The sequence below is a fragment of the Planococcus maritimus genome (genome assembly GCF_001592825.1).
Classification (GTDB): Bacteria; Bacillota; Bacilli; order Bacillales_A; family Planococcaceae; genus Planococcus; species Planococcus maritimus_C.
Genome location: NZ_LTZG01000001.1, coordinates 1465507 through 1480969 on the forward strand (window position 1 = coordinate 1465507; position 15463 = coordinate 1480969).

The following is a 15463-nucleotide window of genomic DNA, read 5'->3' on the forward strand; positions in this document are numbered from 1 at the left end:
CAGTTGCAGGTCATGAATTCGCTGGAATAACGAGTCTGGTCCAGCCGGTTTTTAAAGCTTCTTCCTGCATCGGTTAAGCCTGATCATCCGCCAAGCGGAATCCGCCGAACTGCCAGCGCTTATCTGGCGGGAAGAAATTCCGGTAGGTTTCCCGGATGTGGCTTGCCGGAGTGGCACAAGAGCCGCCCCTTAAGATCATCTGATTGCTCATGAATTTGGCATTGTATTCACCGAGAGCCCCTTCTAGCGGCTTGCTTCCGGGATACGAGGAATAGGCACTCGATGTCCATTCCCATACATCCCCGAACATTTTCGAAAGCGGCGCGGTGCTTTCGTTTTGTGCAGTTGACGGATGATAAGCTTCTTGTTCCATCATGTTTCCTTGAATGGGGAGATTTTGAGTTGCATGCTCCCATTCCGCTTCAGTCGGCAGCCTCTTGCCTTTCCATCTGCTGAACGCATCGGCTTCGTAAAAACTCACGTGGCTGACCGGTTCGGCCAAATCTAAGTTTTTCACTCCGCCGAGCGTGAAGATTTCCCATTGCTGCTGCTCATTTTTCAGCCAATACAGCGGCGCTTTCCAATTATTCTTTTTCACGACGCCCCAGCCGTCCGACAGCCAGTGCTCCGGCTGTTCGTAGCCACCAGCTTCGATAAATTCCAGAAACTCTCCATTGGTTACTGGTTCAGACGCCAGTTGAAACGGCTCTAGCCATACTTTGTGACGCGGGCTCTCGTTATCGAACGCAAACCCTTCCCCGTGGTGGCCGATTTCGACCAGTCCGCCAGCAAATTCCACAAATGCGGCCTCTTTGGGTTCTATTGCCTGTTGTGCTTGTGGTTCTTTGTAAGCTGGAAACAATGGATTGACGAAAAAATTGTACTTAACGTCCATCAAGATCAATTCCTGATGCTGCTGCTCGTGTTGAAGGCCCATTTCGACCAGTTTGCCAAGCTGATGCGCTTGCTCTGGCGTATGTGTTTCAGCCAGTAAGTCTTTCATCTGGCCATCTACATAGTGGCGATAGGCGATGATTTCCTCAACGGTCGGCCTCGATAATACGCCCCGTTCATGGCGTGGCTGGTAGGGGCCGATGGAGTTGTAATACGAATTGAACAGGAAATCGAAGCGGGCATTAAATTCTTCGTAGCCTGATTTAAATTCTTTCAAAATCATGCGCTCAAAAAACCATGTCGTGTGGGCAATATGCCATTTAGGCGGGCTGACATCCGCATCTGATTGAATGATGAAATCCTCTTTTTCCAAGGGTTCGATCAGTTTCATTGTGACGTTGCGGACTTCGGCATAACGGCCGGTTAAAGTTTCGATATCCATCGTTTGCATGCAAAAACTCCCTTGAATTTTGATTAAATTGCTAGTTTTCTGTTCACGCTTTTATTATTCTTCAATCAAGCCTTGTTCAATCAGAAAATCGACGGCGACATCTCTCGGTTGCTCCCCGTCTTCGTCCACTCGGGCATTCATCGCAAGCATTTCCTCTTCGCTGATTTCACCTTCGAGCCCGTTCAATACTTCTTCTAGCTCCGGATAGTCTTCCAATGTTTCGAGCCTAACGACCGGAGCGGCATCGTATTTCGGGAAAAAGTTCATATCGTCTTCTGTCGTTTCCAAGTCGAACAAACCAATCCGGCTATCCGTTGTAAAGGCAGGGATGACATCTACGTCCCCGTTGCGCACTGCTTCGTACATAATCGCGGGATCAAAGCTTTCAGTTGCGGAAAATTCAAAGCCGTATGTCGCTTTCAAATCTTCATAGCCATCCCCTTCTCTTTCATAAATGGAATGGGGCCCGCCGAATGTGACGTCTTGTGAGCGGGACAATTCTGCCAAATCAGAATAGGTGGCTGCGTCGAATCCGCTGTCTTTCGAATACGCCAGCGTGTAGCCATTTTCAAATCCAAGCGGCTCAAGCCATGTCGCCTCAAGCTCTTCTTCATAGCCTTCACGCACTTCTTGAAGCACTTCTTCAGAGGATTGACCGGCTTCTGATTCGCGCTTTAATACATCTTTCAACCCCGTACCGGTGTATTCCACATACATATCGATATCTCCCTGCTCGAGAGCGGGCGTCAAAATAGCGACTTCCCCAAGGCCATCCTTATACTCAACTGTATAATCTGATTGTGCCTCGATGTATTCCCCGAGAATATAAGGCAAAATGTATTGTTCTGTCCACGGCTTACCCCCGATAACAATCGGCTCTGATTCCGCTCCCGAACCGCAGCCATACAGCACTGCCGAAGATACTAAGGCGAGACCTATCAATTTCTTGCTCATTAGTGTTTCTCCTCCTGTCTCCATTTTATGTAACCGCTCGAAAACGGTTCTTTCTTATTTTATCAGAACTTTCTTAAAATCTTACGTGATTCCTCTCACTGTTGAAGAGGCTCAGAATGAAAAGGAGCTTGTTGTTCATAGCACTTTGAGGAATGATCTAATCAGATTTACTAGTTGAAAAAAAGACTGTCCCAAAAGTCATCATTTATGACTTTTGGGACAGTCTTTTTGCAATACACAAGAAGTGAAGCGATCAATGATGTCCGCCAGCCTCGTGGCCATCCATATGCCTACTTTGCTGATTTTCGGCATTTTCCTCCGCTTTTTTGACTTGTTCTTCCGTGACCTCTCCTACTTGGAATTGGCGCTTCGGCATGATGTGCACGGATCTGGCCGTTACATGGGTCTGAACGCTGTAGACTGCGGAATCCTCAAAGGTTTGGCTAATCTCGTAAATTCCTTCTCCGATATGATCTGCCTCCACTTGAGTGCTGTCACTGCCTTCACTATCATTCCATAATTCGAACACCACTTCGTTAGCATCCGTGACTGCTTCATCTCCTTGTGACACCGCGACTTGCAGCTGATATTCTTCACCAGGATCCATTTCTCCAGGCAATTGGATATCCGCCTCGATGATTTCTGGAACTTCTGTATCCGTGGCGTTTTCTGCATTACAGGCTCCCAAAAATAACAATGCACCTATGAACCCAATCTGTTTGATTTGTTTCAACACGATCTACTCCTATCTTTCTCTCATTTATTTTCCGTGAAACCAAGCTTTGACTCGCGGGATCCGTTTAATGATGACTGCGTCTACTACTAAAGCAGCGAGGATGGAAAGTCCAACGAGCGGCATAAGAAGCCCGCCAATGAGCATGATGCCGAGAACCATCCAAGACACTTTGCGGTCCATTGGCTTTTTCGGGCTCCCCAATCCATCCGGCCTTCTTTTTCGCCACATGACAAGTGAACTGATGGCCAGCAGGATAACCGCCAAGCATATCAGAAGCCCCAGCAATTGATTGGGCCAGCCGAACAACCGCCCTTCGTGAAAGGCGATTCCGGCCGTGATCGCTTTCGCCAAAATCCCGTAATCGCTAAAGCGCACATCGGATAGTACAGCCCCGCTGTATTGATCTACGTGAAGTGCCGCGTTATCCCAAGGCGCAGCGTGTGAAGCCGCGATTGTATAGACACCTGTCTCTTGTGCCGGCAATGAAATCGTGTAGGGCAATTGAACATTTTCCATAGAAGCAATCATATCCACATCATCAATGGAAAGGCGTTGATAGCCATTTCCTGAAATGGGCATGATGTCATTTTGCGAAGCCCACGGGATATCTTCGGCTGCGTCGGCTGCTCTCACAATAGATTCAGGCTTTTCACCGAAGGAATGAGCATACTCCGGATATCCGGAATGAGTCGAATTCGCCAAACGGTCGATCTGGCCGCCCATAACGCCGGACCAAGGCAGGCCACTAACAATCAGCAGCAAAATCAAAATCGAAAACCAAAACGCCGGCACTGCATGCAAGTCACGCCAAAACAAGCGGCCGCGAGCACGCACACGCGGCAGCACCGTTCCCCAAATGCCGCTTCTTGTACGCGGCCACCAGAGATACAACCCGGTAGCCAGAAGAATAATGGTCCAGCAAGCCGCCAATTCCACCAGCCGGTTGGCGAATGTACCGCCTACAATCAATTCACTATGCAGCTTTTTAAAAAGCTCCGTAAACTTGTCGCTGACGACCAACTCGCCTTGGAACTTGCCGGTATACGGATCGACATAGACCGATTTCGCAAGCTCCCCGTCCATCACCGACAGCTCTACCGTCCGATCTTTTTCTTCATAGCTTTTCACTGCAGTGATCGCTGCTTCTGGATAACGGTTTTGGGCAACCGCAACGATCGCCGAAGGAGCGAGCCGCTCTTCCATTACTTCTTGCACTTGAAATTGGCTTTGGTAAAGTACGCCTTCAATTTGCGGTTTGAATAAATACACGGCGCCGCTAAACGCCAAGACAATTAAAAATGGCGCAGTAAACAAACCCGCATAAAAATGCCAGCGCCAGATGGTTTGAAACCAATCCCTGGAAGGTTTTTTCTTTTCTTTCATTTCACCTATTCCTCTTTTCTTCAGACACCGAATACTGCAACCAGGTGGCTTACCCCCAGACCGCCTCATTCTTTACTGTCTCGTTCATCCACTAAAACTTACCGGACAAATGTGAAATAAGGATGAAATTAAGAAATGAACTGCATGGTTCACCCGTTCATTCTTATTTTATTTGAGCGTTCTTAGAATAAAAAAAGAAGAGTTCTGTTATCAACTCTTCTTTTTTGCTTATATGTGGTTTCCGACAATCCGGCAATATGCAAACTGACACTCTCTTAATTACTCTTATAATTGGAAGAAAGTTCATTGTTTTGAATTGAAGTGATTCAAATTAACTTTTCATGGAGAATTATTTTAGTCACTTAAGTGAAATACCAAACTTCTCGATTAGATCTTTAAAAGCTGGTCTTTCATTCCCATCTCGGCCACTCACTGCTTCTGCCGTTACCAGTGAATTCAGCACGGCTTCCTCCGTCGCTTCTCCCACAGCTCTAAAAGCCAAATCCATATCTTCTTCATGAATTTGAGGAACTGCCATACATTTTTCGGGTTTATCATGTGGAATCTTCGTAGCTGTCGAAAATCCAATGACGATTTCACCACTTCCATTGGTGATGATTGAGCCGGTTCTAGATAGTCCCGTTACGGACCTTTTGATGATCCGGTTCAATTGCCTCTCAGACACCGGAAGATCCGTTGCCACAATAATCATGACAGAGCCTTTGTCCTCTTCTTTATAGGATTCTTGGATAGCCGTCTTCAATTCTTGACCGACTGCTTTGCCCTTGATTAACAAATCACTCAAAATCCCGAAATTCGATAACACCAAAACCCCTATGGTGTAGGTTCCGTGATTCATTTCAATCCGTCTAGAAGCAGAGCCAATCCCTCCTTTTAAGGAATAACAAAGCATTCCAGTCCCGGCGCCAACTGTTCCCTCTTGGAATTCAGATGCAGTATTTTCAAGTGCTTGGAGAACATGTTCCGGCTTTACAAACTTCGCTCTTATATCATTTAAAAACATGTCATTGCATTCACCAACGATGGTATTCACAGTTCCAGTTGTGCGTCCAATTTCCGGATTTTCTTTTAGCATGTAGTCAATTACAGTATCTGCAGTTACTCCAACACTCAGTGTGTTCGTTAAAAGAATGGGTGACTCTAAAGTACCTAACTCCTTTATTTGAATAGTACCTGTCGTTTTTCCAAAACCATTAATCACATGACTAGAAGCAATCAGTTTCTCTTTAAAGATATTTCCCTGATGCGGCAATATTGCTGTGACACCAGTTTGCATCTCATTATGGCTTAAGGTCACATGCCCGACGGATACTCCTTCAACATCGGTGATCGCATTGCGTGTACCCGTTTCCAATTGCCCAATTTCGACCCCATAATCGCGAATTCTTTTTTGATTAAACATTTAATCGCCCTTTCGCATGTGCTTATTTCTCTGCCTTTGATTATACAGTTAGCTTTCCTTATGTTTGGAGTATTATCGATAAAGAACGACTTCCCTTTTTTTAGAATAAACTTTCATAGACAATAAAAAAAGAAACTCATATTAGAGTTTCTTCGCTTCCGATAAGGACTAATTATGTATACGACGATGCAGGTCAATTGCTTTCGCAAAGTTATCATACACCCGAAAAAGAATACCGAACTTCGTTTGCTTACAATGCCAGAGGCGCAGTTCAATCAACTACGTATCCAACAGGAAGCAACGTGTCCGTATTATATGATTCAGCTGATCGCTCGACCGGTCTGATTCACACTTTACCTGGACAAGCACCTGAACAAATCACTTCCTACAAATTGGACGGCAACGGAAATCAGAAGGAGATTCATAACCTCCTGACCAATAGTGTCCAGTACCAAGAATTTGATAAAGGAAATCGTGTCATCCAACAAAGCAACGGCACTGCGACGTCCAAAGGGAATACGATTGATTGGACGTTCGATGCCAACGATAATGTAACGGCGGAAAAAATTACGAATGGCAGCACGGTTTATAGTCATGATCTAAAATACAATGCAACGAACTTGAATACAGAGTTGGAGGGACCCACGTCTGGAAAATATCGTTTCCAATACGATGAAACTGGGAACGTGAAGGCCTATAGCGGACCGAACGAAACCTTTGCTCTCTTTAAATACGATGAGCGCTCACTGGTCAGCTCAATTGACATTGGCCATAACGAAATTGGCGGACTAGCTAAATTCGGCTACGAGTACGATGCAACTAGCAACCGTACTAAGCAATCCATCATGCAGCAATTTGCTACCCGGGCAACACTTACCGGAACGGTCGAGTATCAGTATGACGCGATGAGCCAGTTAAAACGTGAGACGATCCCATTAACGGGCGAACAAGTTGAATATGAGTATGATGTGCTCGGCAACCGCACCCAGATGAAAGTCACAAAGAATGGTACCGTGACCAAAACAGTAGCACATACCTTCAATGCAAGAAACCAACTCGTTCGAGTAAAAGAAGGAACTACTTCCATTGACTGGACATACGATGATAACGGCAACTTGTTGGACGACGGCAAGTATACCTATACATGGGATGCCGATAACCGGTTACGAAAAGTTCAGGCTAAAGTAGGCGGTGCACAAATTGCGGAATACTGGTACGATGATGCAGACCGTCGAATCCGTAAAAACGTTGGCGGTACCATCACGACCTACGTTTACGATGGTGATGGATTAAACGTTTTGTATGAAACGAACGCTAGCCATACGATCACAGCGTATCATTCCTACAATGCCAACGGTCAACTAATGACCCGCACAGAAGTAAGTGGCAGCACGCAAACTCCTTACTATTATCATTATAATGCACACGGCGATGTGGTCATGGTTACGAAAGCTGGCGGCACTTCAAAAACAGACTTGATTGTTGCATCTTATGTCTATGACGCATGGGGCAATATTGTATATCAAGAAGGTTCATACGCCGCGAAGAACCCCTACCGGTATGCAGGGTACCAGTTTGATACAGAGACGAACCAGTACTATTTAATGGCGCGTTACTATAATCCAAAAGCTGGTGTCTTCACTTCCATGGATCCAGATCCAGGAGACGACGATGACATCTTAACGCAAAATGGATACACCTATGCCAATAACAACCCTGTCATGCTAGTCGATCCAGACGGCCACTATGTTTGGTTAGCTATCAATGCTGGGTTCGCGGCTTATGACGGATACAAAGCATATAAAGCCGGAAAAAAAGCCGGAAAATCTGGCTGGAAGTTGGCCGGTTCTGTAGCTTGGGCAAGTGGAAGTAGTTTTGCAAAAGTCGGTCATTTAAAAAAGGCCGGAAAACTTCTCGGGTTTGCAAATAAAGGATATAGACCAAAGCCGGGAGAAAGAACTTTAAAGGGGTTTGTTCGAAACAACGTATCCTCAAAAAAAGAGATAAACTTATATACAAAATCAGCTAAATTTAACAATCATGGCTCTAAGGGCGGCGCTTTCAAACGAATAGGGAATGGTTCTCATGCTGGTTTAAACCCTCACGTTCATCAACCAAGACGAAATGTAAAAAATGGAACTATTAGAGGTGGCGTAGGCTCAAAAACCAAAAATCGCGGAGTAACATATCCTACCCGCAGAGATGTCAAGCAGTTATATTCTTATCTATACAATAACAAATATCGTTAAAAGAAAGGTGCAAAGTATGTCTAATATTACCATCTTCGACTGTAGTCAATTATTGACTTTTGTTGAGAAAGAAAAGAATGATTATGATAAAATATTTGAGAACCTTCAAAAAGACGGTTATATAGTTTCATCAAAAAATCAAATTGAAGAAAGAAAATTAGAATACTTAAAAGACTATTTAGGAGAAGAAGTCATAGAAATTGTTGATCAGGAGTTTCAGGGAGAATTCGAGGACTGGAAAGAGAAGGAAAATATGCCACAAAAATTAAGAAATCTTATTTACAAACTCGAACAATTACAAGTCTATTTCCATAATGCCTCGTTTAAATTAATTGTTGTAAGCAATGCAACTGAGAATAAAACAGAGGATATTATTTTAGAAGTAAATTCCACTACTGAGGATTTGACAAATAAATTGTTTTTAATGTCCTGGTGGAATTTTCAAACAAAGGTTGATACTTTAATTATTGATGTAAATTAAATTAAGTAAAACCTTGTTGATTAAAAATTTTTCACATTGTTATATCCAATATTTGTTTTTGCGATCAGTAAGTCAATGGGTTTTTGTTAACTAAGTATTACCTCAGGGAATGAACAGAGTTTAATTTCAAGCTTTTCTGAAATCTGTTTCATCAAAAATTTAAAATGAAACAGCGTCAGTGAGAGGCAACTGAAAAACTCTTTTTCAAGAGTGGTGTAAGGAACTAAAAAGCTGGAAAAGCATAGAATTGTGCTTTTCTGGCTTTTTCGTCTATCATTTGCCATTTGGAACTAGTGTGGGACTTACTAATACTCGAAAGATTAGTTTTAAGTTCACTATGAAAATAGACATGCGACCTCGCCATTCTATATTGGTTAATGCGTTGTCCATAGCTACTCTGTAGATATACCAATTCTTCAATTCGCTATTTTCGACCTCAATTTTGCGTCGCTCTTTAGCAGTTTCCTTGAAAAAATATATTAACGTAAAATTCAATTAATTAAGATGTGCAGTTGATTTGTTTTTAGCGAAATAGGTCTTGCATTTGACGCATGCTCTATAACAGCCGTTTCGCATTGGACATCGCTTGCAATGCTCAATATCCAAATAGTACGTATCTTTTTGATTTTGGCCGTTTTTTTTAGTGAGCTATCCGGATTATCACATAACTAACTCTACACAGCCACATTCCAGCTTTTTTTTTGGAAATGAGGTATAGGCAATGTTCCTTTGCATATTCTAAGCTGCTTTTTTCTGGATAAGCAACATCCAAGATGATAGTATAGATACCAATTTATTTAAATGATTGAGTTTTGTTACAAACTCACCTTAAAGATAGCAACTCCATTTGTCATTTTACTTGCAGGACAAAGCAGTTAAAAGACGATTTTACAGGGTTGAATATAGCTGTCAATTACATCTAATAATCGATGTATATGAAAATAGTTAAGCTTCTAGATTTTTCATCCGCATTTTTATAAACATTTCGCCATCAAAATTGCTTTAAACAAGTGTGAAATTTTTTCGCCGACCAACCAAAAGATATTTTGATTAATAAAAGTATTCACTGATTATTGAGAAAACAGAGACACCTTTTCTTAAGAATTTACTTTTTATAAAAAATAACATTATATTTATTCGCAAAATATTAATTTAACGAATAATTAGATGTGGTATAATAAGAAAAGATCCAACTTTATAAAAGTCAGCTCTTTTAGCCCAAAACAAAAACCTACAAGCTGCAGATTAAGGAGCAACCAATAGGCTTTAATACGTAACATTTCACAAGCTGCGAATTTAGGAGCAACCAATAAAATGTTACTTAAAGTATTTAAATTCTGTTATTTTATTTATCTTTATTATCACGTAAATAAAGTGATTTGTAAAGTTATAAGATTTAATTAAAAACCATTAAGGCGGTGTAGTGGTGACCGAAAGAAAATCTTTTCCTGTTAAAATCTTCTTTGATGAAAGCGGCAAATACTCAGAAAAAACCCACTTAATGGGTGCCATTTTACTGCCTTCAAACTTATACAATTTACCGGAACTACAAGAACTGAACGAAATCATTCGACATTCCGATATCCATTGGGCTACTTACCGGGGACATGGCCAAACCCGGAAAAAGATAGAAAAAATCATCCTTACAGCCATGAAACATCAGCACCTAATTAAAATGAATGTAATTTCTTATAATCAAAATAAGATTCAACTGGATTCCCAAAGAATCAAAGAGAAGTTCACCGATGTGGTAGATCATACAATTTATACTAAATTTCCGGAACGAGTTGTTTATGGACTAATTCGTAAATATGGAAGTCACTCATTTGTGGATGCCGATGTGGCGATCGAACATGACAATACATATGAAGCTAAGAATTATGATTTGCGCAGGCAAATGTTTGAACAGCTCAACATTCAATCCATCTACAGAGGCGAAAATTTTCAATTAAGCAATGTTCAGTATATGAAGAAACAACAGGAATACGGAATAGAATTAACCGATTTATTACTTGGAATCGTTCGAACAATTATAGAAAATCCGACTGGAACATCTGCAGCTAAAAGAGCCAAAAATAAGCTGATTTTGGATTTAATTAATCAAAACGAAAGTTTCCACTCCTTTTTAAACCGAATTAAACTGTATGAATGGGGTCAATCAAATGACTTGATTGATACACCATTTACTAATTACTTTAATATATTCTTGGGTGAAAACCTGTGATTCTTATCCAAGTTATCAATTGATCCATTAACTAAGAAGTCATTTCAGAAATAATTCATTGAATGCCGGAGGGCCAGGTGCTGGATTATGGAAGGTTTTTATCATGTAAATCAGCTAAAAGCAGAATTCGATCGACTTCTACCCTTTCCAATAGCTGCTTTCAATAATCTCAAAAAAGCAGAGCGCGTGGAATGGATATATAACTCCAATGCAATTGAGGGGAATACGCTGTCCCTTATCGAAACGAAAATCATTCTTGAAGAAGGACTGGCCATTGGTGGCAAGCGGATACAGGAACACTTTGAGGTAATCAACCATTCGGAAGCCATCAGTTTCATAGAGAATCAAGTCAATCGGACAGAGCCTCTTGATGAGCAAACGTTAAAAAAGATTCATCACTTGATTTTAAAAAATATCGATGATGAAAATGCTGGTACTTACCGCTCGATTAGCGTCCGAATCTCCGGCAGCCAGCATGAACCGCCGCACTTTCTTCAAGTCCCACATGAAATGAAGGATCTCTTCGACTGGTATGAACGAGAGAAAAATCGTCTTCATCCTGTTGAACTGGCCGCATTGTTTCATTTTAAATTTGTTTATATCCATCCGTTTGCCGATGGCAATGGACGGACAGCAAGGTTATTGATGAATTTAATCCTCATGAGCCATGGCTTCCCTCCCGCTATCGTAAAAGCCGAGAATGAGCAACGGTTGGCCTATTATGAAACGTTGGAAATGGCTAGCGTAAGAAACAATGTCCAACCGTTCATCGCGCTAATTGCCGGTTGCGTTGAAGAAAGTTTAACCAATTACTTAAAAGCGGTTCGATAACCGTTTTTCTTACTTATATGTTCGCTTAAATTACATTTTGCGAAGTTATTATTCCTACTTTTAAGGAGGAACAACTAATATGGCCATGACACCCGAAGAACTTCAAGTCCTCCAACGTATTGAAACACAGCTCACTACCATGCCTTTTTACGTGGTCGAATATGTCCGATCGAAAAAACGGGCCGGACTCTCCCCTGATACCTTATTGCAGTACTTGTATCGCTACCAGCACTTCTTTCAATGGCTGCGGCATGAAGGTCTGGCAACGTCTCCTGACGTGGCTTCAATTCCTTATACGCTATTGGCAGAAATGAAAAAACAAGACATGGAACTCTACATTGAGTATTTGCGAGAGGAAACCATTCCTTACGAAAAAGACACCACAAAAAAGCGAGGCGACGCGGTTGTGAATTTGTCTATTCATGCGCTGAAGTCTCTTTTTAACTACTTGACGAAGGAAACTGAAACGGAAGATGGAGAATCCTACTTTTACCGGAACGTGATGAGCAAAATCGTGCTACATACGAAAAAAGAAACAGCAAGTCGCAGGGCTCAAAAAATCAGCTCGGTCATCTTGAATGAACAGGAAATTCATGAATTTCTTCATTTTGTCGAGCATGACTATGGAGCCACCCTGACGAGTGGCATTTCAAAACAACGTTTTTCCCGTGACAAAGAACGGGACCTGGCCATCCTCTCCCTCTTCCTTGGCAGCGGCATTCGCCTCGGTGAAACTGCACGGATTCTAACGAAGAAAGTCAATTTGAAGAAACAGCTGATTGATATCAAACGGAAGGGCTCGAAAGAAGACACGGTCGGTGTCATGGATCAAGCGATGGGTCACTTGAAATCTTATCTCAGCATTCGAGAAAGTCGCTATAAAGCCAGCAATGAAGTCCCTTTTCTTTTTGTTACTCTATATGGTGGAGCTGCGCGTCCTCTCTCTCGTCGGTCGATTGAAAACCTGGTGAACAAATACACAGCGGCCTTTGCCCAAGGGGAAGGCATGAGTCCTCACAAGCTTCGGCATAGTTTTGCAGCGGACTTTATCCGGAATGGCGGCAATATCGTGCTCCTTAGAGATCAATTGGGGCATAGCAATATTGAAACCACTTCCCTCTATACCAACCTATCGAATAAGGATCAGCAACAAGTTTTGGCGAAAATGGAAGCGAATCGCACAAAGAACAGTTCACTATAGAGACATGTAAAAGACCGGAAGACAAGCAGTTCGCTCTCTTCCGGTCTTTTGCAGTTAAGCTGCAAGCAGCCGTTGCATTGCTTGTTGGACACTGGAATAAGTTTTTAATCGCCTAGTGTCCTCTTGATTTTGGGCAATCTGAATGGCGGTCGCTGGACTGATTCCCGTTACATGCAACTCGCTGCCCATTAAGCGCAAGACATCCTGCACCATTAGGAGGTGATGATATAAAAAATCACGCTCCCATAGGACTCCCGTCACATCAATCAAGATGTAATGTGTAGATGTCTCTTGAACAAAGTCGCTTAGTTTTGAGGTTAATACAGAAAATCGATGATTATTCATTCGTCCAACAAGTGCCACGGCACCGATATTCGAACTAATTGGCATGATCGGCAAAAGCTGCTCATTCAGCTCATGTTCTTTTTCATTCAATAGTAGTTGCTGATACACCTCATTGGTCACATCCGTTTGAGTGCCAACGAAATAAACATCGTTCCCCAATTTGACTGGCTCCATTTGCAAGCGATTCCAGAAGCTCGTCCCGTCTTTCCGGTAATTCTTCAAAGTCACAACTAAAGAGTGTTGATTAGCTATGGCTTCTCTAATTTGCTGAACAACGCTTTGATCGGTATCTTCTCCCTGTAGAAATCGGCAATTACGCCCAATAACCTCTTCTTGAGTGTAGCCGGTTAATTTTTCGAAGGTTTGATTGCTATAAATAATAGGGTTGTCTTCTTGTTGAGGATCCGTGACGACAGTGGCTACTCGGCTGCCATTAACCATGGCCTCTAAGAGTTGATTACGTGTTTCATGTTTAAGATATTTCATGTATAAAGCTCCTGTCGGATTTTGACGTCTTCACCTTAGTGAAACGGTTACTGATTGCCTAGTAAATGCATAGACCACTTTTTTCGCACTTACTTTGGATGCAAAAAAACTGGGGCTTCCACTATGCTTCCAGATTCTTCTCACTTTGGAATGTGTTTATAGTTGAGAGGGCTCGAGGGGAAATGAGGCGGAAATTCTATTGGATGATGCGCAGAACAGCTTGGCTATTTCAAGCTCTATTGCTTTGATTGTATTCGGTAGAAGGACTGGACCGTTTGTGTTCCAAATATTCCTTGCAGTTGTTTCCTTTGAGTTATTTTTTCATTGCACTGAGCCAGGAAAAGAAATTCCCTTAACGTAATCTCGGACTTCCGCATATTCTGACGATTATGCAAAAATTCAAATCGCAGCAACAGCTGCGGTCCATATAGGCAAGAGGTATGCTCTACTCGGCGCTGAAACCTTGTCTTCTCTTTCATCAATCCCCACCCCCGTATCTTCTCATTCTTTTACTATTCTAGCCATTCATCTGTTTTTCCTTCTTACAGAGTGTGCTTATCAGTTTTCTGATGGAGACGAACCGCAACGATTGAGAATTCTTTCAAAGGACTTCAGTCTAATTCTTTCTAATGAGAAGGACTTTTTTGGATGACTGCACAAGAGCGCCTAGCAACCGTCGTTTCAAGGCGCTCTATGTGTCGCTTCCCCCTAAAAAAGCCGATAATCAGGGGCTGTAACCTGCCGGAAACAGCCCCTAGATTCCTGTCTTTTTCTTATCGGGTGAACGAGTCGAACAACAGAAGACCAAGCAAGTGGGAAGGCAGCCGAAACGGCTGCCTTTTGTTGTTATTTTTTGCTTTTGGCCACCGGAGCGTACACAGCCCCAGCCTGTCTAAGCTCGAAATACGGACAGATTCCTTGGCTTCACCCTATCCCTATTTCGAGCCAAGACAGGAGCCGACAAAGCCCGTGTTCAGTCAAGGGGCACCAAACTTTTTTAGATTGGCTTCGCTAAAAAACTTTGGCGCTGGGACCCTTGACTGGTCGGCTATGGGGTGTGGCCGTCCTCCTTACCAAAAGGCAAAAAATAATCCCTTTTGGGACCATTCCCGCCCGGCGGACAAAACCACAAAGGAGCGATACCCATGAAACTCGAAAAAATCATTGAAATCACACGCATTAAACAAGAAGTGAAAGAAGTCGAAGAAACCTATAAAAGTGTCCTTCCTGAACGCATTCAGAGTTCTAAAGACGCCATTAACTTTGCGAAAGCCTTAATCGGGGATGAGGACCGGGAGGTCTTCTTGGTCATCTGCTTGAACATCAAAAATGAAATCTCGGTGGTTCATCGTTGCCACACCGGAAGCTTGAATGCCAGTGTCGTTCATCCACGCGAAGTGTTCAAAGCCGCCATTTTGAATAACTCCGGAAGTATTTTAATAGCTCATAACCATCCCTCCGGCGACTGCCAATATTCTAATGAAGACGTAGCTGTCAGCAAGCGATTGATGGATGCCGGCGAACTGATTGGCATTGAAGTGTTGGATTCACTGATTGTCAGCCAAAAAGATGGCGTTTCCTTGAGGGAACTTGGGGTAATCTAAAAACCCCTTCCCTACAGGCTTCTCAGGCGAAATGAACCGTATCATCTATCGTCCAAGTAAAGATAAATCCCTCAGAAGGCAAATCTCAGACACGGGATTTGCCTTTTGTAAGGGAGATTCCGCAAACCTCATGGCTGCGCAGAAACAATGGCAAGGAAAAAGGAAATGACCGATGCCACCTACCTTGCATCCGCCATTTCC

General features: G+C 42.7%; 12 protein-coding genes. 6 read left to right on the forward strand and 6 right to left on the reverse strand.

Annotated features, from left to right (window positions below):
* Positions 1-73: 73 nt before the first annotated feature.
* The 5 genes from egtB to AY633_RS07250 form a co-directional block, all read right to left on the reverse strand.
* Positions 74-1345 carry an ergothioneine biosynthesis protein EgtB gene (gene egtB, locus AY633_RS07230; RefSeq protein ID WP_068487651.1) on the reverse strand — a complete coding sequence of 424 codons (1272 nt, stop codon included), beginning with the start codon at positions 1343-1345 and terminating at the stop codon, positions 74-76.
* A 54-nt stretch (positions 1346-1399) separates the two neighbouring features.
* A complete protein-coding gene (locus tag AY633_RS07235; RefSeq protein WP_068487652.1) occupies positions 1400-2299 on the reverse strand; it encodes a glycine betaine ABC transporter substrate-binding protein in 900 nt (299 codons plus the stop codon).
* A gap of 253 nt (positions 2300-2552) precedes the next feature.
* On the reverse strand, positions 2553-3032 hold the full coding sequence (locus AY633_RS07240; RefSeq protein WP_068487653.1) for a FixH family protein: 480 nt from the start codon (positions 3030-3032) through the stop codon (positions 2553-2555).
* Between the two features lie 27 nt (positions 3033-3059).
* Positions 3060-4418, reverse strand: a complete 1359-nt coding sequence (locus AY633_RS07245) for a PepSY-associated TM helix domain-containing protein (protein WP_068487654.1) — start codon at positions 4416-4418, stop codon at positions 3060-3062.
* Between the two features lie 358 nt (positions 4419-4776).
* Positions 4777-5841, reverse strand: coding sequence for a DmpA family aminopeptidase (locus AY633_RS07250; RefSeq protein WP_068487655.1), 1065 nt, complete (start codon positions 5839-5841; stop codon positions 4777-4779).
* Between the two features lie 302 nt (positions 5842-6143).
* Between AY633_RS07250 and AY633_RS07255 the strand changes: the two genes are divergently transcribed.
* The 5 genes from AY633_RS07255 to xerS all read left to right on the forward strand — a co-directional run bounded on the left by AY633_RS07255 (position 6144) and on the right by xerS (position 12827).
* Positions 6144-8090, forward strand: a complete 1947-nt coding sequence (locus tag AY633_RS07255) for an RHS repeat domain-containing protein (RefSeq protein ID WP_068487656.1) — start codon at positions 6144-6146, stop codon at positions 8088-8090.
* Between the two features lie 16 nt (positions 8091-8106).
* Positions 8107-8571 (forward strand): hypothetical protein, encoded by a 465-nt coding sequence (locus AY633_RS07260; RefSeq protein ID WP_068487657.1) that lies wholly within the window; start codon positions 8107-8109, stop codon positions 8569-8571.
* A gap of 1426 nt (positions 8572-9997) precedes the next feature.
* Positions 9998-10795 (forward strand): DUF3800 domain-containing protein, encoded by a 798-nt coding sequence (locus tag AY633_RS07265; RefSeq protein WP_068487658.1) that lies wholly within the window; start codon positions 9998-10000, stop codon positions 10793-10795.
* An 87-nt stretch (positions 10796-10882) separates the two neighbouring features.
* Positions 10883-11626 (forward strand): Fic family protein, encoded by a 744-nt coding sequence (locus tag AY633_RS07270; protein ID WP_068487659.1) that lies wholly within the window; start codon positions 10883-10885, stop codon positions 11624-11626.
* A 79-nt stretch (positions 11627-11705) separates the two neighbouring features.
* Positions 11706-12827: a tyrosine recombinase XerS gene (gene xerS / locus AY633_RS07275; RefSeq protein WP_068487660.1), complete on the forward strand. Its 1122-nt coding sequence runs from the start codon at positions 11706-11708 to the stop codon at positions 12825-12827.
* 54 nt (positions 12828-12881) lie between these two features.
* Here the strand turns inward: xerS and AY633_RS07280 are convergent, their stop codons facing one another.
* Complete coding sequence (locus tag AY633_RS07280) at positions 12882-13658, reverse strand: PAS domain-containing protein (RefSeq protein ID WP_068487661.1); 777 nt, start codon at positions 13656-13658, stop codon at positions 12882-12884.
* Positions 13659-14803: 1145 nt separating this feature from the next.
* Between AY633_RS07280 and AY633_RS07295 the strand changes: the two genes are divergently transcribed.
* A complete protein-coding gene (locus tag AY633_RS07295) occupies positions 14804-15262 on the forward strand; it encodes a JAB domain-containing protein (protein WP_068487664.1) in 459 nt (152 codons plus the stop codon).
* Positions 15263-15463: the final 201 nt, after the last annotated feature.